We start from the raw sequence: 25,675 nt of genomic DNA on the forward strand, positions 1-25,675 counted from the left end.
CCGGCAGCCTTTGCTCCGACCCACCGCACTGCCGTCGGATGCGCTACGCTTGTCCATCCGGGCATTCCAGATTGGTTACCACATAAATCCGCGTCAAACGGCTCAAAAATCGGCGCCAGGATCATTCAGAACACTCGCCGTATCCTTATCCGCTTAGCCTTCCATCCTCACGTGTTTTGGCGCTTCCACTGACATCTTTCGATTTTCACAGTAGCGAGTTAAAGATGGGGAGAGACTTATTGTCGACCGCTACGACTCCTGACGTAAGGTTAAAGAATCACGTGCCGGTTTCAACCGGTACTCGAATAAATTCGGCGAAGAAAAAGAGAAATCGAATTTTTTTACATGGCTGTACGGGTTCGGCTTCGGATTTATGTCTTGACTATTGAAAGGTTAAAAAAGCTCGCGTAATGACCGATCTTGACTCAACTTCATAAAATCGAGGCGAAGCACCATGGCATGGGATGAAGAAGATACCACTGTTTATTATGTAGTCGTTAACCACGAAGAACAATACTCAATCTGGCCGGAATACAAAGACATTCCTAACGGTTGGCGGGCCGCCGGAAAAAAAGGACTCAAACCGGAGTGTCTGGAATATATCAAAGAAGTCTGGACCGACATGCGTCCGATGAGCCTGCGTCGGCAAATGGAAGAAGCCGCCCGTGGAGCATCCTGAAATGCCTGGCCTGGACGATACCGGCTTTCGTTTGTCGCCCGGAGTCGTGCAGGTGCGATATGCGCGGCTAATTTCCGATGTTACCGGCGTTCTTTCAAAGGGGCTGAGCGACTGTCCGGTGCCGTATCTTTCCTTATTATCCGACGACGAACGCAGCCGGGCCGGGGGCTACGTGTTCGAACGGGACAGAATCCGTTACATCGCCGCGCGGGGTCTGCTGCGCTTACTGCTGGGCAGATATCTAAATACGGATGGGGCCACAATCCAATTTGGCTATAACGCTTTCGGCAAACCGGCTTTAGCAGGATCCTTTGCCGGAAAACTGCACTTCAACCTGTCTCATGCCGGGGATTGGGCTGTCTACGCTTTTGCCCTGGACCGCGAAGTCGGCATCGACATCGAACCCTTTCACTACGACGGCCCCTGGCGCGACATGGCTGCTTCGGTCTTTTCCCGGAACGAACTGGCCGAATTCGAAGCGATCCCGCAGCCTGAAAAACCCTGGGCTTTCCAGCGGGGCTGGGTTCGTAAAGAAGCTTACGTCAAAGGGCGCGGCGAAGGCTTGTCGTATCCTCTTGACGCCTTCGCTGTGCCGTTGGCGCAGCTCAAGGAACGCATGCCTGCCATGGTCATGAACCATGACGATTCAGCCATCCGTTGGAGCGTCTGTCCGCTCGATTTGATATCCGGATATGCTTCCGCGTTGGCTGTAGAAGGAACTCCGGCCGGGATTACGGTTTTTCAATGGTTCGACAGCACGGAAGCATGCGAACCGGCGAACAATGCGCCGCACCGCCTCCGAGCGCCGGATCAGGCCGGAATCATGCCTCATGCAATCGGGCCCTCGCCGGGTAAAAAAAACATCGGCTCAATCTTTCGTCGTAAACAGGGGTAAACCGTATGGCGGCATCGATAAATTGGCATCCGGGTGTGGACAAAGGATTGGGTGCAGAAGCCGGAAAATTGCATCTGCCGATAGACAGACGAGCAAACCTGTCGCCGGAAGATTTTTTTCATGACTATGTGACCCAAGGCCGTCCCGTCGTCGTACCGGGCGCTTTGAAGCGCTGCCCGGCGCTGACCTCCTGGACCTTCGATAAACTGCAGCAGGTTTCCGGGCAACGCACCGTTAAACTCAAGCAAGGTTTGAACGAAGAAGGCGTCGCCGGTCTGAAGACGATAGCCGTACGATTGGGCGATTATCTGGATCAATTGACGGATTTTGAAACCCGGCTGCAACGAAACGAAGGTTGGGCCACTGACAGGCCGCCCTATTTACACGACGTGCCATTGTTGAGCATTCTGCCCGATGCGGCAAACGATCTCGACGGCTTTCCGGCTGACTATTTTCCTGAATGGTATCGGGCCGATTGGCTTGAATTCGCCCAATTCTTTCTTGGGCCGAGCCATAGCTTAACACCGTTACATTTCGATTGCCTGCTTACGCACAATCTGTTCTTTCAGGTCAGAGGGCGTAAACGCTTCATCCTGCTGCACCACGACCAACTGCCGTTCTGTTACCGCTATCGGTGGCGCTGGTGCGAGGTGGATGCCGAGAATCCCGATTTGCGGCGCCATCCGCTTTACCGGGAAGCGCAAGTTCGCGAATGTACGGTAGAACCCGGCGATATGCTGTACATGCCGCCGGGAATGCTGCATCACGTCCGCAGTCTCGACTGTTCGATGTCGTTCAACGTGGATTGGCATACGTGCGGCAGCGCAATTCAGGGCATGTTGGCGCTGAGGCGGGGTATGCCTCTTAAGAACGTTTATTACAATGCGGTCATCGCTTTCGGGCAATGCGCCGGCCAGCCGGCCGGACGGGTGCTGCCCTGGTACCGCTCCTACTTGAACTATGTTTCATAGCGAGGTCGTTGTGCGCTGCATCGAAGAATCCGGACTGACTGCGAATAGCCAAGCAACCTCTGCCAACCTAGTGGAATTGGCTTGCAGCAGGGCGAATGAAAAGCCCGACCGCACGGCCTACGTTTTTTTGCAGGACGGCGAAAACGAAAGCGGACGCTTAACCTTTGCCGAGCTGAACCGGCGCGCCCGCGTTATCGCCGCTCGCTTGCAGCGCATGGGCATGGCCGGGAAACGGGCTTTGCTGCTATATCCGCCCGGTCTCGACTATATCGAAGGCTTTTTCGGTTGCTTGTACGCAGGCGTGGTCGCGGTGCCTGCGAGTCTTCCAACACGTCGGCAGAAACCCCGGCTTTTGGCGGTGATTAACGACGCGGCACCGGCCGTTATGATGACCACAACGGATATTGCAGCAAAAATCCGCGATGAACTTGCTAGTGGGAGCGACGCCTACGTCGCGACTAAAGTCTCAAGTCGCGACGTAGGCGTCGCCCCCACGATACCGAACCCGGTGTGGCTTGCCACCGATCGACCGGAAGCCGAATCGACCGAACGCTGGATCAAACCGGAGCTCAGCCTCGAAAGCCTTGCTTTTCTCCAGTATACCTCCGGGTCTACGGGCGATCCGAAAGGCGTGATGGTCAGCCACGGCAACCTGATGGCCAACCAGGCGGCCATCAAGCAAGGTTTCGGGCATACCGAAAACACGACGGTGGTCGGCTGGTTGCCGCTGTACCACGACATGGGGTTGATCGGAAATTTACTGCAACCGCTTTATCTGGGTGCCACCGCCGTGTTGATGCCGCCGATGGCGTTTCTGGAAAAGCCCGTCCGCTGGCTTAAAGCGATTTCAAACTACCGGGCGAACACCTCCGGCGGACCCAATTTCGCTTACGATCTTTGCTGTCGCAAGGTGGCCGCGGAACAGATGCAGGCGTTGGATTTAAGCGCCTGGACGTTGGCCTTTAACGGTTCGGAGCCGGTACGCGCCGTCACTCTGGAGCGCTTTGCGGAAAAGTTTGCCGGTTGCGGCTTTCGCCGGGAAAGTTTTTTCCCCTGTTACGGTTTGGCCGAAGCCACGTTGTATGTATCGGGCGAAAAATTGCCCTCTGCCGGGTACGCTAAGTGCCCCGAAGAAAAGCCGCAAGTCCGTCGGGTATCCTGCGGCGCAACGTCCGATCATCACGAAATCCGTATTGTCGACCCCGAAACGGGCAGCCCTTGTCAGGACGTCTGCATCGGCGAAGTCTGGGTGGCAGGCCCCAGTATCGCTCAAGGTTACTGGAATCGCCAGGAAGCATCGGAGCAAACGTTCCGTGCTCGATTGGCCGAGAAGCCGGGCATGGATCGATCAATGATTGACTCCAACGCGCAATCTTTTCTCCGCACCGGCGATTTGGGGTATCTCGATAACGGCCGACTTTACATAACCGGCCGCATCAAAGATTTGATCATCATCCGCGGCCGAAATTTTTACCCGCAAGACATAGAGCAAGCGCTGACCGGGGAAATCCCGGCGCTCGTTCCCGATAGTTGCGTGGCGTTTTCGATAAACCGTGAAAGCGAAGAGCAATTGATTGTAGCGGCCGAGATCACGCGCGCGGCGATGCGCTCTGGCGACTACGAGGTGATTACCGCCGCGATGCGAAAACTCCTAGCCGAAGTCTGCGAACTGGCTGCCGCCGAATTGGTTCTGGTGCAAGCCGGTGCGGTTCCCAAAACGTCCAGCGGTAAAATTCGCCGCCAACCCTGTAAACAGATGTATTTGGAAAATTCACTGCCTGTTTTGTTTCGTTCGGGGGATGCCCCTGTCGAATGCGCTCCGGTTGGCGAACAGGGCGGGCTAAAAGCATTGGAAGAAAACAGTCCGGAATATCAACTCCTGCAACAGGCGCTATGGGCCGTGCCCCAAGCGCAGCGCGCGCCGCTAATCACCCGTTTTCTTAAGCATAGGATGGCCCGATTGTTGAAGGTTGAAGAGTCGCTCGTCGCTACCGATTCGCCTTTGCGCTCGTTGGGACTTGACTCTTTGAAAGCGGTCGAGCTCAAACATGCGGCAGACGATCTACTGGGTACGAATGCGCCTTTGTCGTTGTTTCTATCCGATGACTCGCTGGAAAAAATAGCCGAAAAACTGTCCGGAATCAGCGAAGCGGCCGTTGAACATGTCATACATGCCCATGTTTCAGACAGCATTGAGCAGAGTGAGCGCTGCGCTTTTTACAACTCAAACCTGTCCGCGACGCAATTCTCCATGTGGACGATGCAGCACTTAGAGCCGAACAGCATCGTCTACAACCTGCATCTGGCATTATGCATCGCCGGAGCACTCGAGCGGGAACGACTGCGGCAAGCGTTCCGTTGTTTGGCGGAGCGTCATCCCATGTTGCGTACGGTATACCGCACCGACGGCAATGGCGGGGTCATTCAGCAGGTGATGCCGGTTGCGGAATTACCGGATTTTTTTACAGCCGTCGATGCATCTGCGTGGCCGGAACCCCAACTTCAGAGCGATATGGCCCGGCGGGCCGCCGAACCTTTCGATTTGACGACCGGATCGTTACTTCGTATCGCATGTTATGTCCACGGAAAGCCGGGGTTGCAAAATGATCCTTTTTGCTCTCCAGAATGTAGCGATGGTCAATCATTACCCATTGAAACTTGCTATACCCTCTTAATCTGCGCCCACCATATCGCCGTCGATTTGTGGTCTGTTCTCATTCTCGTCAGCGAACTGAAAACAATCTATGCCGAATTGTCCGCCGGTGCGGAAGTGCAATTAAACGCGCTCCCTTCAGACTATACCGATTTTGTTGCCTGGCAGAGCGATTATCTGAAAAGCCCGGCCAGCGAAAAAGCCTGGGCTTACTGGCAACGGCAATTGACCGGCGAGCTGCCGTTACTTGCGCTGCCGACGGATCGCCCCAGGCCGGCAGCTCCAGACTATCGCGGTGCTTCGCTGGCATTTGGGCTGCGCCGGGACGAAACGGAACAACTCAAAAAACTGGCCGGACAGCGAGGCGTAACGCTGTTCGCCTTGTTGCTAACGGCTTACAAGGTCTTGCTGCATCGTTACACCCATCAAAAAGACGTCATTGTCGGTGTACCCTCTAGCGGACGCAGCCAATCGCGTTTCGCCCCAATTGTCGGAAATTTCGTTAATCCGCTGCCTTTACGCAGTTACCCTTCCGGCAACAAAACCTTTACGGATTACTTGGCGGAAGTCAACGCCGCCTTGTTAAGCGCGCTGGAACACCAGGACTTTCCTTTTTCCCTGACGGTGGAACGCCTGCAACCCGAGCGTATTGCCGAGCATTGGCCGATTTACCAGACTTTGTTTGTGCTGCAGCAGGCTCAGGCCGGTGTCGATGCCGATTTGGCGCAACTTGCTTTGGGGGAGGACGGCGAATTTTCAGTGTGGGGGAATATGCAGGCCAAGCCTTTGGCGATACAACAACGGGTCGAGAATTTCGATCTCAAACTGATGGCCGCCGAATCGAAAGATGGTTTGCTGTTTTCCTTCCAGTACCGTTGCGATTTGTTCACGGCGGAGATGGTCGCCGACTGGGCAGCTCAATTTCGGCGCTTGCTAATGGGAGTAGCTTTTACCCCGGATGGGTGCTTGAGCGAACTGCCGATGCTTTCGCCGGAACGTCTGCATCAGCTGACGAAGGCATGGAATAAGACCGAGAAGGGCTATATTGGAGCGGATACTCTGCATGGCTTGCTCGAGGAGCAAGTGCTGCGGACGCCGGATGCTGTTGCGCTGGTGAGTGAAGAGTTGACGCTCAGCTATCTCGAATTGAACCAGCGCGCCAATCGATTGGCGCATGTTCTGATCGGCCAAGGCGTTCGTCCGGGTACGGCGGTCGGAATTTGCTCCGAGCGTTCGGCCGACATGGTGATCGGACTGCTGGCTGTGTTGAAAGCGGGCGGCGCTTATCTGCCGCTCGATCCGGATTATCCGAAGGAGCGCCTGACAGCCATGCTCGAAGATGCGCAAGCATCCTTGATTCTGGCTCAATCCCGATTCATAACGCATTTGCCGGCGCATTTTAGAGCCGGCATCATCACCCTCCAGCCGGATTGTTTGCCGGTAACCGGCGTTGCCGGTGATAACCCCGGCATTTCCGTCGGCGGCGCTGCGCTCGCGTATGTGCTGTTTACTTCCGGCTCCACCGGACGCCCGAAAGGAGTAGGCATCCCCCATGCCGGCGTGCGCAACCGTCTGCTGTGGATGCAGGAGCGTTTCGGCCTCGATGGCGGCGATGCCGTATTGCAAAAAACGCCCTATACCTTCGATGTGTCGGTATGGGAATTTTTCTGGCCCCTGCTGGCCGGTGCGCGCCTGGTTATGCTCGAACCCGGCGCACATAAGGAGCCGGAGCGCCTGACCGCCGCGATTCGGCAACATGGGATTACCACGATCCACTTCGTGCCTTCCATGTTGAGTGCCTTTCTGGAAGCGGATAGCCTTCATCTATGCCGGTCCTTACGCCGGGTGATTTGCAGCGGCGAAGCCTTAACGGCGGAACTGCAACAGCGATTTTTCGCGCAGAGCGGAGCCGAATTGCATAATCTTTACGGGCCGACCGAGGCCTCGATCGATGTCACCGCCTGGTCTTGCCGGCGCGATCGGAATCCGCAGACGGTGCCGATCGGGCGCCCGATCGCCAATACCCGGATTTATTTGCTCGACGACCATCTCAATCCGGTGCCGGCCAATGTCGCGGGCGAGCTTTACATCGCCGGCGTCCAGTTGGCGCGCGGCTATCTCAACCGGCCCGATCTGACCGCCGAACGGTTTCTGCCGGATCCGTTCGACAAGGCGGGCGGACGGTTGTACAAAACCGGCGACCTGGCTCGCTACCGGGAAGACGGCAATATTGACTATTTAGGGCGCAGCGACCATCAAGTCAAACTGCGAGGCTTTCGCATTGAGTTGGGAGAAATCGAGGCCAAATTATCGGAACACGCCGCCGTGCGTCAGGCGGCGGTCATCGTCCGGGAGGACCATCCAGGCAGCAAACGCCTGGTGGCCTATCTAGTGACAACGCCCGACGCTACCGCCGACGAAGTGTATTGGAACGAATTTCTGGAAGGAAGTCTGCCCGACTATATGATTCCGGCAGCCTACGTGAAAATGGAACAATTGCCGTTGAGCGCAAACGGCAAACTGGATAAAAAAGCGCTGCCGGTGCCGTTTATCGGCGAACGGTTTTTCGACCGCTATGTCGCTCCGAGAACGCCTGCCGAAAAGATTCTGGCCGGGATTTGGGCACAATTGCTGCAGGTCGAGCGCGTCGGCATTCACGACAATTTCTTTGGCCTTGCCGGCGATTCCATTTTGGCGATTCAAGTCGTCAGCCGGGCGCGTAAGGCGGGGCTGCGTTTGACGCCTCGGCAATTGTTTCAATATCAAACGGTGGCGGAACTGGCGGAGGCCGCCGTGCCGATGTCGGATCTCCGGAACGAGTCTGAAGCGATACCCGGACGAGGAGTGCTGTCGCCTATCCAGCATTGGTTCTTCGAATTAGATCTGACGAATCCTCATTATTGGAATCAAGCGCTGATATTGCGTCCCCGCATCGGCCTCGATCCCGACCTAATGGCTGAGGCCGTGCGGCAAGTATGGAACCACCATGACGCGCTCGGCTACCGCTTCCGCCGCGAAGCAGACGGATGGATTCAAAACGGCACGTCCGATATGATCGTGGAGGTATTCCAACGCATGGATTTGAGCAACGTGCCGGAGGCGGGGATGGCCGAACGTTTCGAGCAGGAACGCCGTCACTGGCAAGCCAGTTTGCATATCGGCTCGGGCCCGTTGTCGAGAGTCGTCTGGTTCGATCTGGGTGAAGGCGGCATCCGGATTTTGATCGTCATTCATCACCTGGTGGTGGACGGTGTATCCTGGCGCATTCTGCTGGACGACCTGCAAACGGTCTATCGGCAGTTGGTTCGGGGCGAAGCCGCCGTCTTGCCGCCGCGAACGAGTTCCTTCGATCAGTGGAGCGGCCGCTTGCAGGCGCTGGCTGGAAGCGAGGCCGAGGACACGGAGATAACTTATTGGCAAGATATCGTCGTTGCCCGGGTGCCGCCTGTGCCGGTCGAGTTTCCCGAAGGCTCCGTACTGGAAGGGAAGGCGGCTTCGGTTCGGGTTGAGCTGAACGCGGAAGACACCGATTTTCTGCTGCACGAAGCGGCCGTACCCTATCGAACGGACGTCAACGATTTATTGCTGACTGCGCTGGCATTGGCCTTGAACGCCTGGAACCACGCACAGGCGGTGCGCATCGATGTGGAAGGGCACGGCCGGGTAGATCTGTTCGAAAATATGGACTTGTCGCGCAGCATCGGCTGGTTCACCGCCGTATATCCTTTGCTGCTCGATCTGCCACCGGATGCCGGGCCGCGGGAAGCCATTCTGGCGGTGAAAACACAACGGCAACAGGTTCCGAGACAGGGAATCGGTTTCGGCATGCACCGTTACCTGGCCGATGCCGGTCTTGGCTGTGAAGGCGCGATCTCGGCGGTGTTGTTCAATTATTTAGGCCGATTCGACCGGCTGTTCGGCAGTGATGCTTTGTTCGACACCGAGATCGAGCCGATCGAGGCTTGCCGCGATTCGGGAAGCCCGCGCGCTTACGAGTTGGAAATCAACGCCGGGGTGCAGCAAGGCTGTCTGGTGTTCGAATGGCGCTACGGCTTGGAGCGTTACCGCGAATCGACCGTGCAAGCAGTCGCAGAGCGCTGCATGGCGATATTACAGGATTTGCTCAAGCATTGCCGTGTACCGGAAGCCGGCGGTCTGACGCCCGGTGATTTTCCGCTGGCGAACCTCAGTGAAGCCGAGCTGAACGCCTTGCCTTACCCAGCCAGTCTTATTGAAGACGTTTACCCCTTGTCGCCGATGCAGGAAGGCATGCTATTCGACACTTTGTTGGCGCCGGGTTCCGGCATTTATCTGATGCAGGATCGCTTCGAGCTTCAGGGATTCGTCGATGCCGCGGTCTTCAAGCAAGCCTGGCAGCAGGTTTTGGATCGGCAACCGGTGCTGCGCACAGCCTTTCATTGGGAAACGGCTTCGAGCCCTCGGCAGATCGTGTTGCGCCGAGTCGAACTGCCGTTCGATTATCTGGACTGGCGGGAAATTCCGCCGGCTCGGCAGGAGGCGCTTCTGGAACAATTGTTGCGCGAGGAGCGCGAACTCGGCTTCGATTTCGCCAAGCCTCCGTTGATGGCCATCCGCTTGCTCCGGCTGACGGAGGACCGCTACTGCTTCATTCGCAGTTACCACCATATTTTGGTCGATGCCTGGTGCATGTCACTGATTCTGGTGGAGCTCAAACAAAACTACGAACGGCTGATGAGGGGACAGCCCGGCTGTCAAGCGGCCGCGCCTTCATTCCGGGACTACCTTGCCTGGTTGCAGCAGCAAGACGAAGCGGCCACCGAAAGGTTCTGGCGGAATTACTTGAGGGGATTCGACGAGCCGACGCCGATCGCCATCGGCAAAGCCGCTCAGGCCGAAGCCGATAAAAATTCGACCGTAGGCGATGCGATGATGTTGATGACGGCATCGGAAACGCGGGATTTGAATGCCCTGGCGCAGCGTTATCGGCTGACTCCGAACACCTTGATCCAGGCGGCCTGGGCGTTGTTGCTCAGTCGTTACAGCGGCAACAGTGAAGTGTTGTTCGGTGTGACTGTCGCCGGACGGCCGGTCGATTTGCCCGGCAGCGACACCATGCTGGGGGTATTCATCAACAGCCTGCCGTTGCGGGTGCGGTTGCGTCCCGAACAAGCGTTGCGGGATTTTCTCGATGGTTTACTGGAACAGAATCTCGAAATCCGCCAGTTCGAGCACGCTTCCTTGCTCCAAATCCAGGCCTGGAGCGATCTGCCGCGCGGCACGGCCTTGTTCGAAAGCTTGCTGGTATTCGAAAACTACCCGATCGATCCGAGCTTGCGCTCCGGCGAGGGTTTGTTGAATATCGTCGATGTCAAGACCCGCACCCATACCAATTATCCGCTGAACGGCATGGTGATTCCCGGCGAGCGGCTGCATTTACAGATCACCTACCATACCGACCGTTACGGGCGGGCCGCGGTCGAACGCATGCTGGGGCATTTTTACAATCTGTTGACCGCCATCGTCAGGAAACCGGAGCAGCGCCTCGGCGAGTTGACCCTGCTGAGCGAGCGCGAACGGCAGCGCATGCTGGTGCACTGGAATCGAAGCGATTACGCCTTTCCGCAGCCTTGCGATGTGGTCGCCCGTTTCGAACGGCAAGTCGAACGGACGCCGGAGGCCGTGGCCGTGGCATGTCAAGGCGAGTGGCTGAGTTATCGAGAGTTGAACGTGAAGGTCAATACGCTCGCCCATGCTTTGCGCACCCGCGGCATAGAGTCCGATAGCCTGGTTGCGCTGCTCAGCGACCGCGGCATTGGTTTTGCAACCATGATGCTGGCGGTCTTCAAAGCCGGTGCGGCGTACCTGCCGCTGGATCCGGGCCATCCCGACGCCCGTTTGCAGCAGGTGCTGAGCGAAGGCCGGGTGGCATGGCTGCTGGCTGATAGTCCTTATCTGGAGCGTGCTCGCGCTTTGTTTACCGGCGCGGTTGACGGCACGGCGCATGGAGACACCGTCGCCGCGCCGTCCATGACTCTGGTCGTGCTGTCGTTGCAGGAATTATCCGATCTTTATAAGCACACCCAACACAATCCGCCGCGTCGGCATATGCCCGGCCAGCTCGCGTTTACGATCTTTACTTCCGGTTCGACCGGCACGCCCAAGGGCGCCATGGTCGAACACCGGGGCATGTTCAACAACCTCATCACCAAAGTCTCGGTGTTAGGCTTGTCCGAAGCCGACATCATCGCGCAGACGGCGGGACCCTGCTTCGACATTTCCGTATGGCAGCATTTGACCGCGCTGGTCTGCGGCGCGCGGGTAGAGATTGTTCCGGATGACATTGTGCGCGATCCGAACCGACTTCTGCAGCAACTGGCCGAAAGCCGAGTCACCGTTCTGGAAGCGGTCCCTTCGATGATTCAGGCTCTGCTTGAGCTGGCCGGAACGACCGAACTGCCGGATTTGCGCTGGCTGATCGCCTGCGGCGAAGCGTTTCCGCCGGAACTGTGCCGGCGCTGGATGCAGCATTTCCCGAAAGTCCGAGTACTCAATGCTTACGGGCCGGCCGAATGTTCCGACGACGTTACTTACCACGAAATCACCGAAATTCTCGGCGACTCGGATACCTTGGTGCCGATCGGCCGGCCGGTGGCCAATACCCGCTTGTATTTGCTCGATCCTTGGCTGGAGCCGGTGCCGGTGGGTGTGCCCGGCGAACTCTGCGTGGCCGGCATTCAGGTCGGGCGCGGCTATTTGCACCGTCCGGGGCTGACCGCGGACAAGTTCATTCCCGATCCTTTCGGCGCTGACGGCGGGCGTTTGTACCGAACCGGTGATCTCGGCCGTTACCGGGAGGGCGGTACCCTCGAATTTCTGGGACGCACCGATCACCAAGTCAAAATTCGCGGCGTCCGTGTCGAGCCCGGCGAAATCGAAGCGCAACTGCTGGCCTCCCCGTTGGTGGCGCAGGCCCTGGTGACGGTTCAAGGCGACGGTATCCACGGTAAGCGTTTGGCGGCTTATGTCGTTTGTAAGGAAAGATGCGCGCTAAGCGATGCCGAATTGACCGGCCAACTGCGCGAGTATTTAGGCGGCAGCCTGCCGAGCGCGATGGTGCCGTCCGTTTTTATCCAGCTCAAGGCGATGCCGCTCGGCGCCAACGGCAAAATCGACCGCAAAGCCTTGCCGGCGCCCAATCTCGACGAACAGAGCGGAAGGACCTATTTACCGCCGAGAAATGAGGCGGAAGTCATTCTCGCTGGCATTTGGCGGGAAGTCCTGGCGGTTGAGCGGGCCGGTGTCGAGGACAACTTTTTCGATCTGGGCGGGCATTCATTAACGGCGGTCCAGGTGATGTCCCGAATACGCTCCGCATTCGGCGTCGACATTCCGCTGCGGCGCGTCTTCGAAGCACCGACCATCGCGCAGCTCGCTCTGGCAGTTGAAGAATGTCTGATCGAACAAATCGATGCGCTTTCGGAAGAGGAAGCCCAGGCGCTGCTGGAGGAAGAGCCATGAATTAGAAAAAGCTAAAACGTAACCCATTGAATGATAGGCGCTGGCTGCTTTTTACGACACTACCGAAAAAACAATGATCGATAATAATCAACAACAAAAAAAACTTTCGTTACAGCTAAACAACGGCACCTCGTTTTTTTTCGAAAATACTGGTCCCTTAATACGTCCGGCTTTAAACAATAAATGCCTTACTTTGATGGCTGCTATTGCTGCTTGTGTTGCGCCGCCGTCGGTGAAAATAGCCGTGGCCGCGGAGACCCAGGCTGCGGCAACGATCCAGTTCGACATACCGGCGCAAGATCTGGCGCAAGCTCTGGGCGCATTTACCTTGCAGAGTCGTCTGCACATCCTGTATGAAGGCGCGATCGCACAAGGGTTGCGCAGTGCGCCGCTGAAAGGTAGCTACCGGCCGCAGGAAGCGCTGCGAAGATTATTGATCGGCACGCAGCTTAGGGCCGACTTTGTCGACGAACGGACGGTGACTTTGGCACGTAAAGCCGCATCCGCTACCGATGCCGACGGTGCCAATGCCGAGACCTTGCCGGCAATGCGTGTCACGGCCGGCGTCGTGTTCGACCCGAACGATCCCTACAATACCGAATACACCATTCAAAATTCCAGCACGGCGACCAAGACCGACACGCCGATAATGGAAACGCCAGTCAATATTCAGGTGGTTCCTAGAGCCGTAATGGACGACCAGCAGACAATACGGCTCCAAGACGCAACCAAAAATGTAAGTGGCGTCCAACGGAATTTTACCTTCGGAAATGGTTATGAATCTTTCACAATCCGCGGGTTTTCATCGGGCTCCAACTTTTATCGAAACGGTGTCCGGATGTTCGCGCAATCCAGCGAAACCGCTCATTTGAACCAGCTTGAAATATTGAAGGGCCCTGCAGCTATGTTGTTCGGGCGTGTTGAACCCGGTGGTCTGGTCAATTTGGTCACTAAAAAACCGCTGGATCAAGCTTATTATTCCTTGCAGCAACAATTCGGTTCCTATGATTTCTATAGGACTACAGTGGATGCCACCGGACCCATAACCAACGATAAATCCTTGCTCTATCGGTTCAATCTAGCTTATCTCGGCACGAATTCTTTTCGGGACATCGTGTTTGACGACCGCATTTTTCTTGCCCCAAGTTTGACTTGGCGTCTTAGCGATGCGACAGAAGTCAATCTGAATTTCGAATACAAAAATGAAGATACCGTCGATGACTCTGGCATACCCGCCATCGGTAACCGGCCTGCCTCCATTCCCTTAAGCCGATTTTTAGGAGAACCTTGGGAAAATTATCACGTCGAAACCAAACTAATCGACTTCAATTGGACACATAAATTCAACGATCATTGGAAATTTCAAAATGGTTTTGTTTGGAATGACCTGACTTATAACTGGCGGGAACATTATTCCACTTCTTTACAGACAAATAATCAAACGCTTGACCGATCTCCTTGGTTAGTCGATTCCGATAGGGAATCTCATACCGTTTATGCAAACCTTACCGGAGACTTTGACACTTTCGGATTGCATCATAAGGTGTTGCTGGGCGGCGATTATTTTTCTCTGCAAGCTGATAAAGCACAAGGTGTCGATAGCGATCCTTCATCAACTATCGATATTTTTAACCCCGTTTACGGTACGGCCAACCTTAACAGTCTCGACACCATGCGAAAAAATGCACCGAATTTCTTTTATACCAATAATGAGGAATGGTATGGCGTTTACTTTCAGGATCAAATTAAATTTTTGGGAGATAAAATCCATATCCTGGGCGGCGGGCGTTACGATTGGGCCAGTGCCTCTTCAAGCTATTCAACGGTTTCCTTCGCTAACCCCGCAAACACTAATAATGAGCACTTTAGCCCTCGTGTCGGTTTGTTATATCGCCCTTGGCAATGGTTATCTCTATACGGTAACTTCACCGAGTCTTTGGGTAGTAATAATAGCGGACGTTCACGAACAGGACAGCCTTTTAACCCGCAAATCGCTACCCAGTACGAAGCCGGTGTGAAAACCGAATTGTTCGATGGTCGCCTTACGTCGAGCATTGCCTATTATTACCTGACAAAACAAAACGTCCTGACTCCCGACCCCGTAAATTCCCAATTCAGCGTAGCGCTTGGCGAAGCGAGAAGCCAGGGCATCGAATTTGACATGAAAGGACAGGTATCTGATTCAATCAGCCTGATTGGAACGTATGCCTACACAGACGCAAGAATCACTAAAAGCAACGACAACAATCTGGGAAACCGCTTGCTGAATGTACCCGAACATTCCGGCAGCGTTTGGGGCAAATATGATTTTGTGAACACGCCATTGCAGGGGTTGAGTTTTGGAGCTGGCGTTTACCTGGCGTCAGAACGAGAAGGGGATACTGCAAACTCCTTCCAGTTGCCGGGCTATGTGCGAGTTGATGCGATGGCTGCTTATTCGATGAATGTGATGGGTACCAAGCTAACAACCCAGCTAAACGTCAATAACCTGCTTGATAAAAGATATTTCGCATCCAGCTCAAACAGTGCATCGATATTACCAGCCGACCCGTTAACGGTAATCGGATCGGTGAGATTGGAATATTGAGCCTAATGCCCAATGAAACAAGCCGGTATGTCGTTTGATTTACGCAAGAGGCGTTGGTAGTAGGCTACATCAGTATGTATTACATCATAAGTCTTCGTTAATGCAACGAATCTTTTGATGGATTAGGTCGGCCCTAACCTTTGTAATAGGTGAGTCCATGAATTATTTAGCAAACAATTTGGCGACCAAATCGAACCGTCTGGAGCGATTGAAAAGCCGCCGCAAGCTGTGGTTGCAGGTCCATCTATGGTTGGGTCTGTTTGTCGGTGGGATGCTGGTGATAATTAGTCTCACCGGTAGCGTCCTCGTATTCTGGCAGGAAATCGACGAATGGCTGAACCGGGATTTGATGCGGGTCGAAATACCCAAAGACGATCGGGTCTCCTACCGCCCTCTCTCGGAAATCGAAGCGTCCGTCAAATCCTCGTTGCCGGAGGACGCCAAACCGGGCTATGGCTACCATTATCCCCGTCACGAACGCGGGGTATTCGTCTACTGGTACGCGCTACCCGGCCAGAACCAAAACGCGACCCACACCCTATTCATCAATCCGTATACCGCGGAAGTCACGGGCGACCGGGTTTTCTACTCATCGGAAAGCCCGTTCCGACACCGTTTCATCGGTTTTATTTTCAAGCTGCATTACGGGCTGCTGCTGAAGGATACAGGAATTACCTTGGTCGGCATCCTAGCGGCGCTGTCGCTGGTTTCCCTGCTGAGCGGGCTGATCGTGTGGTGGCCCTTGACCGGGAAATGGGCACAGGCTTTCACTGTCAAGCGCCGGGCGAGCGTCGAACGGCTCAATTTCGACCTGCATAAAACCTTCGGCATTTATTCGATGCCGGTATTGGGTACGGTCTTGCTGTCCGGCGTTTATTTCAACCTGCCCCAGCAGTTCGACTGGCTGGTGAAGCAGGCTTCGCCGGAAACTCGGGTCCGGGATACGCCGCCGCCGCAATCCTCTATGATTCCGGGAATCGCTCCCATAGGCCTGGAGCGGGCCGTGACAATCGCCGAAGCCGCGTTTCCGGGCGGGCGCTGGCATTTGCTGAAACCCCCGGACGGCAAGCACGGTGTATACGCCCTGACGCGCATTGATGTGCCGGACCTGAGTTGGTTCTGGTCGGAGCGCACCGTTACTGTGGATCAGTACTCGGGGAAAATTCTGCAAGTGAGGGCACCCGATGTGCGCCGCAGCCCCGGCGAATCCTTCCTCGACTGGCAATGGCCGCTGCATTCCGGCCAGGCCTTCGGCTGGTGCGGCCGTATTCTGGTTTTTCTGTCCGGTTTGGCTTGTCCGGTGTTGTTCATCACCGGATTCGTTCGCTGGCGGCAGAAGAAGCGGGCGGAACGCCGCCACAGCAACAAGTTCGTCCCGGTTTTATACCGCGAAACCCAACTGGAGAAGAAAACCCTATGAAATCGAAGCACATGCAGTGTATTGGTTGCGGTTCCGAAATAGCAAGCCACGGCACTTCCGATTACCGGTGCGTATCGTGCGGAATGACCTTTCCATCTATCGATGGCATTGGAATATTTCTGCCCAAGCCCATGGCATCGCTGTTCGGTTTTCTGGACGAAATAGAAAGTGCCCAGTTTGCTTTTGAAAAGACCCAGGCCGAGCTTGGCGAATACCTAGATCAAAACCCGGCCAGTGAGTTATCGGCAAGGATTAGAAAAACCCTGAGCGGCATGGAATGTAATCTGCGTTTGCTGAAGCAGCAGTGCGCTCCTATTCAAAATTACTTGAACGGTTTTTCCAGGCAGGAGGATTTCTTGTCCTGGGCATCCGTGCAAACCGCTTATTCTTATAACCACATGCTGGGGTACTTTTATCAAGACTGGCATCCGACTGCGGATTTTGTCTCGGCGACATCGTTATTCGAACGGGTGATCCTGGAACATTGCCGGGACAAAGCCAGTGCGGTCGTGCTGGGTGCGGGCGCATGCGGCTTGCTACACGCTATTTCCGGGCACTTCGGCCAGGCCATAGGCATAGACCTGTCCCTGCCGACACTATTGACGGCCAAGGATTTGATGGCAGGAAATCCTCTAACCGTCCATATCGAGAAAGCCGCGTGGAATGAAGCCGTCATATCGCCCCCGCCGAAGCCCCCGTATAACCTAACGCTGTTGGTCGCCAACGCGATGAATGTTCCGCTCAAGAACTCAACCGCATCGGTCGTTCTGACCCAACACGCGCCGGAATTCAACACAGTAGGGCTGATGGGCGAGATTCATCGAATATTGGCTCCGGACGGTCTGTGGATCAACTTATCGCCGGGCTTCATTTTTCCGGGTGATCCGGGCGTGTTGGGCGGACGCAACCTTGGGGAATCCCTGAGCTATATCCATAAGCGCGGGTTTTCCCTGGTCGATTCCAGAATTCATCGCTTCAGGATGCACGACTTCGAGTCAATAAACCGGGAAAGCGGTACCGTCGAAAAAAACATCCATTTTTTCGCGGCACGGAAATCTACTGTACTGGATATCACCGCCAATAGCTATAAATCGAATGATCCGGGTATTTTTTGGCAAGCCATTCCGAAAATGGCCGACGAACAGATGCTGAGCCTGATACAGCGCAAGACATTCACCGGCGTAAGAATCGAAAATCGCATGGAGCTTGGAATAAGGGATTACCTGCTTCCCATCGGCGGTACTTACTATCACATCGCCGACGCCCTGTTTTCGTCCATCGACGGTAAGCGCCGCCTGTCCGAGGTTTACGACAACCTATTGGCGCAACAGATAACGCTGAGTGAATCCGAATTCATTGAAATAGTCGGATTTTTAGCTATGGAGTGCGGAATCATCAACTATCATGCTACCGATAATCGGCTCGATAAACCTTCTCGATACCTTTCCACGGAATCGCCGCCTGTGGCAAGTCGGCACGAATGAATGCGGAAAAACCAGTTCAACCCGGTAAACAGAGGGGTATCGATAATGTTGGTCAATAATCTAGTCTGGTAGGTCGGGCACGTTTTTTGTGCCCGACATTTTCGATGCGGCGATAGGAGGTAACGGTTACGGATCACCGAACGGCCTCTTCGCCGTCCAACGGTGGCGCTGTTGCCCGATCTACTGGACTTATTTTTTGCTGTCATTCATTGGACGTGTTGCACAGGACCTGGGTATTCGGCCAAATAGGCGTCGGACGTCAATAGTGTGATGCCTTCGGCAATGGCTTGGGCGATCAGTAAGCGGTCAAAGGGATCTTTATGGATTGGCGGCAACGCGCCGATGGCTACCGCATGCTCGCTCAGGATCGGTAGTTCACCGTAGCCATTGTCCAGCAGGCCGCGCCGCAGTAGGCGCGGATCGACCTGGAAGTCTTTACGGCCTAAGCCGCATTTGATAACGATTTCCCAAAGACTGGCGACGCTGAATAACAGTTCGTTTTCAAGGGAGCTCATTAGCGTCTGGGCAGCCGGTGGCAAATATTCAAAACCTTCTGCCGCCCACAGCAGCAGATGGGTGTCCAGCAGCAGCTTCATGCGCCATCCTCAAATAACTGCACGATTTCTTGTTCGCCTATCCGGTCAAAATCATCCGGCACCTGGATTTGTCCCGCCATAAAACCGAAGCGCTTGATTTGAGAAGGCTCCGGCGCATTCAGCGCAATCACCTTGACCATCGGCTTACCGGCCTTGGCAATGACAAACGGCTCACCGTTGGCCGCTTGCTCCACCAGTCGGGAAAGCTGAGTTTTGGCATCGTGAATGTTGTACGTCCGCATGATGACCCTCTGATTAAACTTAGTTTATTTAGTTTAGTTTATCACGGCTCGGTACGCTATTCTAGTGGTTAATTGTATTAATTAGAGATAAGCCTGGTCGGTCGGGCACGTTTTTATGCCCGACCTATTGGGCGGCGAATTGAAGCGCAGGGTAATAAAGCAGTATTAAGTTATCGGCAAGCGTCAGCGAGGTTAGGTCCAGCGTTTTTTCTATGGCTTCCAAGACTTCTTGCGGTCGAGTCAAATCGAATGCGCCGCTGACGATGCGCTGCCCGATTCTGGGATCGGCGATGATAATTCGGCCGGGAAAATAACGATTCAATTCATCGACCACCTCGGCGAGAGGCCGCATCGTAAACACCAACAGGCCCTCGCGCCAGGCTGACGATTGCCGGGCATCGGTTTCGATAATGCGGCCGATGCCGTTGCCGTCGCCGGCCACTTGCTGTCCTGCCGTCAGTTCGACCGTATGGCCTTGCGCGCCGCCGGTCGGAGACACACGCACCCGGCCTTCGGATACGGTAACCGTCATCCGTTTTTCCTGCGCATAAACATTGAACATAGTGCCGGTTACCTGGACGACGCCGTAAGCCGTTTCGACGATAAAAGGACGGCTTAGGTCGCGGGCGACTTCGAAATACGCTTCTCCTTCCGTCAAGGATACTTTACGCCGTTCCGATGAGAAATCGATCGAAACGGCCGTATGAGTATTGAGCATCATCAGTGAATGATCCGCCAGCACGATTTCCCGCTTTTCCCCCCATTGTGTGCTGTAATCGGAAGACCAGAAACGAAGCATACCCGGCAAATAAAATACCGCGAGCCATGCCGCCGCCAACGCCAGTCCGCCGAATAGCCAACGCTCCCGCGTTACGCGGCGAACGGCTACGGAGCCGGTAGTTTTCGAGCTAACCGCAGGATTTTTTTGCTGATAAACTCTGAGAGCAGGCCCGTCCAACGATGCCCAAAACTTTTCGACGTCCGCGTAAGCTTTCGCATGGATGGGGCTTTGTCGGCGCCAGGCTTCAAACCTTTGGTGGTCCTCGGACGAAGCCCGCCCTGAACCGAGTCTGGAAAACCAGTCGATGGCTTCGTCGGAGATCTTTGTATCCACTGGATTCGGGTGCATATCACTCTTATTGATTTTACAGCGAAAGAGTGCGGCAGCACCCCCCGATCGTTAATTTACCGGGCTTATTCTGATTGTCAACACGAATTTTAGAGGACTCTCACAAAAGCGATTGATATTACTGAGAAAACATGCGGTCCCGTAAAATTTTAAGCGCTTTGCCGATTTGTTTTTCCACCGTACGGGGAGAAATGTTCAGTTGTTCGGCGATCTCGGCATGGCTAAGGTGCTGGATTTTACACAACAAAAAGATACGTTGACATTGTGGCGGGAGTTCGGAAATCAGTTGCTGCAACATGACCAGTTCTTGTTGCGCCTGCATGACGGTATCCGGCGTCGGCTGAGTACACGCCAATTGATCGTCCAGCAAGCCGGAACTGTCTGATTCGATAAACGAGTTTCTACGCACGTGATCCTTGGCCAGATTCATGGCCACCCTGAACAAATAACCGGGAAGATTCGTGATTTCGTTCACGGTGTCCAACTGCATAACTCGCAAATAAGCTTCCTGAACCAATTCTTCGGCGGTATCGCTACAGCCTATGTATCGTTTCAGTAACTGCAACAAAGTGCCATGGTTTTCAATAAAGGTCGTTTCGAGAAGAGCTATGGCGGTTTTCATGATAACTACCTGGAGTAGGATTCGCGTCAGTAATACCGCAATTGTTATGCCATGTTCAATTCCTTGGTATTTCAGCAAGATAGAGTTTTATGGATTTGCCCTGTATGGGAAATGACGCAAATATGCGGCATATCACACAATTGACCGGAGTTGAAAGAATGACTAACGTTTTTTATTGGACAACACCGGTCGAGACGGTGGCATTTTTCGAGCCAGCCGCCAAGGATTGGCTACCATGACTTCCCGAATTCGGGTCTTCGTGGGAGCGGCTTTAGCCGCGGCAGGGGCCTCGATCGCGGCGGATACCCATGGGGCCAAGCCCTCCCACGGACGGGGCTTTTAACTTCCTCAACGGCATTCAGGCTTGGATAGGACGAATGAATTCGCCTCTGGAGGCGATATGAGAATGCTCCAGGAGGTTTTTTATCGACTGTGCAATCGACATCGGTACAGTCTCATCTAGAATTGCCTATCATACTGATTTTCGAGCGGATTCCGAAACCGGTTGCGTTTCTCGACGAAATACCGGAGCTAAAACAGATCCTGCGTTATCAATACTTCGCTCTCCCGGATCGCCACGCCGATGCCTTGCCGGTCGTACAGCGGCGACAGAATGTTTTTTCGATGGGAAGGGCTGTCCATCCATCCCTGCACCGTCGAAAGGGCGATTTGATCGGGGGGATTCCAGGTGTATTCCATGTTGACGACAACGCCGTCCCGTATCGTTTTAACCATCTTGTCGTAAAGGTGATTCAGAAAGATGTTTTCCGCGAGACCGGTGAGCCAGGTCGTGGGTCCGATCTGTTTTTTCTTGTTCCATCCCAGATTTTTGCTGCGAACCGCCGCATCTTCCCCTTGCCGATTCGTATGGCTGAAATACCGATGGCTCGCCATGTCCTGGCTGTGGCTGCGGGCGATCCGGGTAAGCTGTTCGTCCCAGGCCAACGGAGTCAATCCGTGGTTTTGCCGTTCCCGGTTGATGAGCCGATGGATTTGCCGCTCCATTTCGGAAATGTCGATTGTCGGCGGCGCACCGGAAGCAGCGGACAGCGGATAATGAACGATGCCGAGGCAAACGACGAGCAGCGAAGAGATTCGTTTCATGACGGAGTTCATGGGTAAATAAACAACAGCGGGTTGAGCCGTGACATTCATGCCGCCGGGTTAAGCCGGAGCCGGGGGATATTGGTATGGCCAAGTCCCCCTTGCAGCGCCTCATAGCCCGATCGTTCGATTTAACGGCAATGGCCATTATATATCATCTTCATTATGAGCTCGGCCGGGATGAGTCTAAGCAGGGAGTTTTCCCTGCGGTCATTTGCGCGTGCTGGGTCCGGTGACAGGAATGCCGTTGCCCATATAGCTTAAGAAATATTCGAGATTGCGCAGGACGGCGCTTTGAGCAGGCGGCGGTTCGGCCCTGATTTGAGTCAGGCATTCCCGGAATCGCCGATGCAGAGTGCCCGTTTCACCCCATTTCAAACGGTAGGTGGGCCAGCCGGCGGTATGTCCCAGGGAAGGGCCGAGTAGTTCGGAGCGAAGCCGTTTTCCCGCATTTTGCACGTGGCAGGTGGCGCAGGCGAAATTCAGCCGACCATGCCGCCGGTAATAAAAGTCTTTGCCCTGACGATAGGCCGCCAGCGCGCGCGGGTCGTCCTCGGGCACGATAATGTTGATCGCCTGGCCGCGCGAGGTATAACTCATATAAGCCAGCAGGGAGGCCAAGTCGCCCCGCTCGTCGTTTAAAGGAGCTTCCCGGTTCTTCAGGCGGCAGTCGTTGAGGGCTCTGGCCAACGTGACGACTTCGCCCTGCCGGCGGTCCCATAGGGGGTAGTTCTGGGCGATCGCGATTCCCCGGTTGGGAAAGCAGTCGGCGTAGCGATTGCCGGTTTGTTTGAAAGGCGTATTGAACAGCGCCTCGCCCTGTTCGACGGCCGCTTCGTAAGGCGGGAACTCTTCAATGGCCAGCCACGACTCCCGCGCCACCGGATCGATGGCATAGACGCCCTGGGCATAGTCTTGCAGCGTTAAATCGGGAAATAATTGCCGGTAGTATTGCCTGAACCGGACCTGGTCCTGCACAGGATCGGCAAAAGAGGGCAGGGCAAGCGATAAAATCAATACCCGGAAAAAAGACGAGCATCGAACTTCCTTCATGGTTCCCACGCTCTGCGTTCCGAACCGGAGAGCGGTTCGAACTGCGTTCCCATTCATGCCCTTTAGGGTGCGCAGAGCGTGGGAACGATCAGGTTGCATTTCAGGAAGTTATTTTTAGTCATATCTTAAATAACACCGGCTTATTTGACGACGTGCTCTTCATGATCGGTGTTGCCGAGATTGTCGCGCCAGCCGATCGAAATTTTATCGCCGGCTTGGCCGCCTTTCAGCATGAAGGCGAAATAGGGATCTTTGGATACGCTGGCGCCCAGGGCGCCGCTGACGACCGTCCGGCCGTTGACGCTGACCGTGAGTTCCTGAATGTAATGGGCCGGGATCGGACGGTTCGTCTCCGGATCGCGATTGCGGCCGGTTTCCATCGGATGAGTGATCAGGGTTCGGATCTGGGTCTTGCCGTCCATGCGTTTGCTTCGGATTTTGATGCTGGACATGCTAGCCTCCGCAGCCGCCGATAGTGACTTTGACGAGCTGTCGGGCACCGTAAAGACCCCGGCCGGTTTCGGCGACGACCCAGACGTCGGAAGTTTCCGCCATTTTGAACCGAGCGGAAACGAAGGCTTCCAGTTCGGGAGACAATTCAAAGCGGGCCGCCAGCGGCACCGGATTTTTTTCCACCAGGATCGACAGGGCAGTGACCTGATCCAGTGTCGTACTGACGGTAATCGGCACGACCGCGCCGTTTTCCGCGATCTGGGGAAGCTTGAGGCCGATCCGGTCGGTTTCGGTAATTTTTCCTGGGCCGAACAACCGGGTCAGCGACGCCTGGATGGGACCGGGACGGAAATCATCGGCCGTCCATCGGGCGCGGGCCTCGCTAGGGACAAGCCAGCCTGTACCTGAAGCCAGGGCGCCGGCACCGAAGGCCAGGGTTCGTTTGATGAATGTTCTGCGAGTGTTGGGCATGGTTATCCGGGGGAGAAACGGTCTGTCAGGGTAAATTCCACAAATAATCGACGATCTTGTCGATGTCCTCGGAGCTGAGGATTTGGTTTCGACCGAAAGGCGGCATGCTGGTTTCGGGATTGAAGCGGGTCGCGTCGAAAATTTGTTCGCGCAATTGCCGTTTGTTTTCGAAGCGGGACGCAAGCCCCGTCAGCGGCGGGCCGATATTGCCCGGATCTTTCCCGTCTTCTATCCGGTGACAGGCCAGACAGTTACCCTGGTTGCGATCGAACGCGATCCGTTTGCCTTCGTTAAGCCTTTGCCTGGACAATTCCGACGAGGAGGCGCAAGAGAACAAGAGCGCTGCGGCCAACATCGGGAGTATTCTCATCACCGGCAAGGGCGGCTGAACAAGGCCTGATAATTTCGGGCGGACTGCTCCGGTTCGCAATCGAAGAGGCCGCCGATGACCGCCAGCAGATCCGCGCCGGCCTCCAGCAGTTGCGCGCCGTTTTCCGGAAGGATGCCGCCGATCGCGACCCTGGGCACGGTCAAGGCCTGTTTCGCCCGGCGCAGCGTTGCCGGGTCGGCCGGCCGGGCCAAGGGCTTGGACGAGGACGGAAAAAAGCGGCCGAAGGCGACGTAATCGGCGCCCCGCCGCTCCGCTGCCAGCGCCAGCTCGACCGAGTTGTAACAGGAGCAGCCGATGATGGCTTCGGGGCCCAGCCGGTCTCTCGCTTCCTCGATGGCCGAGTCTTCCCGGCCGAGATGGACGCCATCCGCTCCGGCCTGGAGCGCCAGCTCGACATCGTCGTTGATCAGCAGCGGCACCTGGTGACGATGGCAGAGCTGGACCAGTTGCCGGGCAAGATCGAGCGCGTTGTCGGGATGCTTGTCGCGGTACTGGACCACCACGGCGCCGCCCCGGAGGGCCGCGGCGACTTCCTCGACGACGGTATCGGCGGATTTGTTGGCGGTTTGGGTAATGGCGTAAAGCCCCCGGGTCGGGAATTTCATTCTTCAGTTTCCGTCCAGAAAAAGCGGTCGGGATTGTGTTGACCTTTGCCCGGCCGATAGGCGTTGCTCAAGGCGTTCCAGGTGTACTCCTGGGCTTCGAAAACGGCTTGCTCCGCGGCCAGGCCATGCGCCATCAGCCCGGCAATGGCGGCGGCAAGGGTGCAGCCGGAGCCGTGATAATTGGCGGGCAGCCGGTCCCAGGTATAGGTTTCCCACAGGCGCCGGTCGTGAAACAACGTATTGCTGACGGCGGGGGTGTTTTCATGGGTGCCGGTGATCAGCACGTAGCGGCAGCCGTAATTCAGCAAGGCCAGCCCGCAGCGATCGAGGCCGCTTTCGCCGGTCAGCCGGCGGGCCTCGTTGCTGTTGGGCGTCAACACGGTAGTCAGAGGCAGCAGCGCTTCGAGGATGGCGGCGATCAATGGTTCGCCGGCCAGTTCGGCGCCTCCGCCGGCGGCCAGTACGGGATCGAGAATCACCGGAATGCCGGCATGCCGGCTAAGGATCGAACCGATCGCATGGGCGGTTTCGGGGTGACCGATCAAGCCGATCTTGAAAGCCTTCACCGGCAGGTCATCCAGGAGGGTATTCGCCTGGCTGATAATGTCTTCCGGGTGTTGCGGCAGCAGTTTCCTGACGTTGCGGCTGTCCTGTTCCGTTAACGCGGTGACGACGCTGGCGGCATGGCAACGGTGACTGACCAGGGTTTCGATATCGGCCTGCACGCCGGCGCCGCCGCTGGGGTCGTGACCGGAAAAAGAAAGAACAACGGGGCGTTCGAACGGCATTGAAAAGTCTGTAAAACGGCATGATTTCAAAG

The 25,675-nt window shown here is 55.6% G+C and carries 18 protein-coding genes; 7 read left to right on the forward strand and 11 right to left on the reverse strand.

Annotated features, from left to right (window positions below; all coding sequences use genetic code 11):
• Positions 1 to 454 precede the first annotated feature (454 nt).
• The 7 genes from A3OW_RS0123190 to A3OW_RS0123220 all read left to right on the forward strand — a co-directional run bounded on the left by A3OW_RS0123190 (position 455) and on the right by A3OW_RS0123220 (position 18,189).
• Positions 455 to 679 (forward strand): MbtH family protein, encoded by a 225-nt coding sequence (locus A3OW_RS0123190; protein WP_020565850.1) that lies wholly within the window; start codon positions 455 to 457, stop codon positions 677 to 679.
• A gap of 1 nt (position 680) precedes the next feature.
• Complete coding sequence (locus tag A3OW_RS25730) at positions 681 to 1,574, forward strand: 4'-phosphopantetheinyl transferase family protein (RefSeq protein ID WP_020565851.1); 894 nt, start codon at positions 681 to 683, stop codon at positions 1,572 to 1,574.
• Between the two features lie 5 nt (positions 1,575 to 1,579).
• Entirely contained in the window at positions 1,580 to 2,545 is a 966-nt protein-coding gene (locus tag A3OW_RS0123200; protein WP_020565852.1) for a cupin-like domain-containing protein, read from the forward strand.
• A complete protein-coding gene (locus A3OW_RS0123205; protein ID WP_020565853.1) occupies positions 2,535 to 12,698 on the forward strand; it encodes a non-ribosomal peptide synthetase in 10,164 nt (3,387 codons plus the stop codon). Before A3OW_RS0123200 ends, A3OW_RS0123205 begins: the two co-directional genes overlap by 11 nt.
• A gap of 73 nt (positions 12,699 to 12,771) precedes the next feature.
• Positions 12,772 to 15,285, forward strand: a complete 2,514-nt coding sequence (locus tag A3OW_RS0123210) for a TonB-dependent siderophore receptor (RefSeq protein ID WP_020565854.1) — start codon at positions 12,772 to 12,774, stop codon at positions 15,283 to 15,285.
• A 157-nt stretch (positions 15,286 to 15,442) separates the two neighbouring features.
• Positions 15,443 to 16,705 carry a PepSY-associated TM helix domain-containing protein gene (locus A3OW_RS25735; protein ID WP_020565855.1) on the forward strand — a complete coding sequence of 421 codons (1,263 nt, stop codon included), beginning with the start codon at positions 15,443 to 15,445 and terminating at the stop codon, positions 16,703 to 16,705.
• On the forward strand, positions 16,702 to 18,189 hold the full coding sequence (locus A3OW_RS0123220) for a class I SAM-dependent methyltransferase (RefSeq protein ID WP_157385960.1): 1,488 nt from the start codon (positions 16,702 to 16,704) through the stop codon (positions 18,187 to 18,189). Before A3OW_RS25735 ends, A3OW_RS0123220 begins: the two co-directional genes overlap by 4 nt.
• Before the next feature lie 206 nt (positions 18,190 to 18,395).
• Here A3OW_RS0123220 and A3OW_RS0123225 read toward each other — a convergent pair whose 3' ends face one another.
• The 11 genes from A3OW_RS0123225 to thiD all read right to left on the reverse strand — a co-directional run bounded on the left by A3OW_RS0123225 (position 18,396) and on the right by thiD (position 25,643).
• A complete protein-coding gene (locus A3OW_RS0123225; protein ID WP_020565857.1) occupies positions 18,396 to 18,785 on the reverse strand; it encodes a type II toxin-antitoxin system VapC family toxin in 390 nt (129 codons plus the stop codon).
• Positions 18,782 to 19,027 (reverse strand): type II toxin-antitoxin system Phd/YefM family antitoxin, encoded by a 246-nt coding sequence (locus A3OW_RS0123230; protein WP_020565858.1) that lies wholly within the window; start codon positions 19,025 to 19,027, stop codon positions 18,782 to 18,784. The genes A3OW_RS0123225 and A3OW_RS0123230 overlap by 4 nt, the downstream gene beginning before the upstream one ends.
• 124 nt (positions 19,028 to 19,151) lie before the next feature.
• Complete coding sequence (locus tag A3OW_RS25740; protein WP_020565859.1) at positions 19,152 to 20,141, reverse strand: FecR family protein; 990 nt, start codon at positions 20,139 to 20,141, stop codon at positions 19,152 to 19,154.
• A 133-nt stretch (positions 20,142 to 20,274) separates the two neighbouring features.
• The gene (locus tag A3OW_RS0123240) at positions 20,275 to 20,778 is read right to left on the reverse strand and encodes an RNA polymerase sigma factor (RefSeq protein ID WP_020565860.1); all 504 of its coding nucleotides are present in this window, start codon (positions 20,776 to 20,778) and stop codon (positions 20,275 to 20,277) included.
• A 531-nt stretch (positions 20,779 to 21,309) separates the two neighbouring features.
• The gene (locus A3OW_RS0123245) at positions 21,310 to 21,882 is read right to left on the reverse strand and encodes a CAP domain-containing protein (protein ID WP_026223887.1); all 573 of its coding nucleotides are present in this window, start codon (positions 21,880 to 21,882) and stop codon (positions 21,310 to 21,312) included.
• A gap of 210 nt (positions 21,883 to 22,092) precedes the next feature.
• On the reverse strand, positions 22,093 to 22,935 hold the full coding sequence (soxA, locus tag A3OW_RS0123250; protein ID WP_020565862.1) for a sulfur oxidation c-type cytochrome SoxA: 843 nt from the start codon (positions 22,933 to 22,935) through the stop codon (positions 22,093 to 22,095).
• Positions 22,936 to 23,075: 140 nt separating this feature from the next.
• Positions 23,076 to 23,387 (reverse strand): thiosulfate oxidation carrier complex protein SoxZ, encoded by a 312-nt coding sequence (gene soxZ / locus A3OW_RS0123255; protein WP_020565863.1) that lies wholly within the window; start codon positions 23,385 to 23,387, stop codon positions 23,076 to 23,078.
• A gap of 1 nt (position 23,388) precedes the next feature.
• Entirely contained in the window at positions 23,389 to 23,859 is a 471-nt protein-coding gene (gene soxY / locus A3OW_RS0123260; protein WP_020565864.1) for a thiosulfate oxidation carrier protein SoxY, read from the reverse strand.
• Between the two features lie 25 nt (positions 23,860 to 23,884).
• The gene (gene soxX, locus A3OW_RS0123265; RefSeq protein WP_020565865.1) at positions 23,885 to 24,214 is read right to left on the reverse strand and encodes a sulfur oxidation c-type cytochrome SoxX; all 330 of its coding nucleotides are present in this window, start codon (positions 24,212 to 24,214) and stop codon (positions 23,885 to 23,887) included.
• Between the two features lie 14 nt (positions 24,215 to 24,228).
• Positions 24,229 to 24,855, reverse strand: a complete 627-nt coding sequence (gene thiE, locus A3OW_RS0123270; protein WP_020565866.1) for a thiamine phosphate synthase — start codon at positions 24,853 to 24,855, stop codon at positions 24,229 to 24,231.
• Entirely contained in the window at positions 24,852 to 25,643 is a 792-nt protein-coding gene (thiD, locus tag A3OW_RS0123275; protein ID WP_020565867.1) for a bifunctional hydroxymethylpyrimidine kinase/phosphomethylpyrimidine kinase, read from the reverse strand. The genes thiE and thiD overlap by 4 nt, the downstream gene beginning before the upstream one ends.
• Positions 25,644 to 25,675: the final 32 nt, after the last annotated feature.

The organism is Methylosarcina fibrata AML-C10 (genome assembly GCF_000372865.1).
Lineage (GTDB): Bacteria > Pseudomonadota > Gammaproteobacteria > Methylococcales > Methylomonadaceae > Methylosarcina > Methylosarcina fibrata.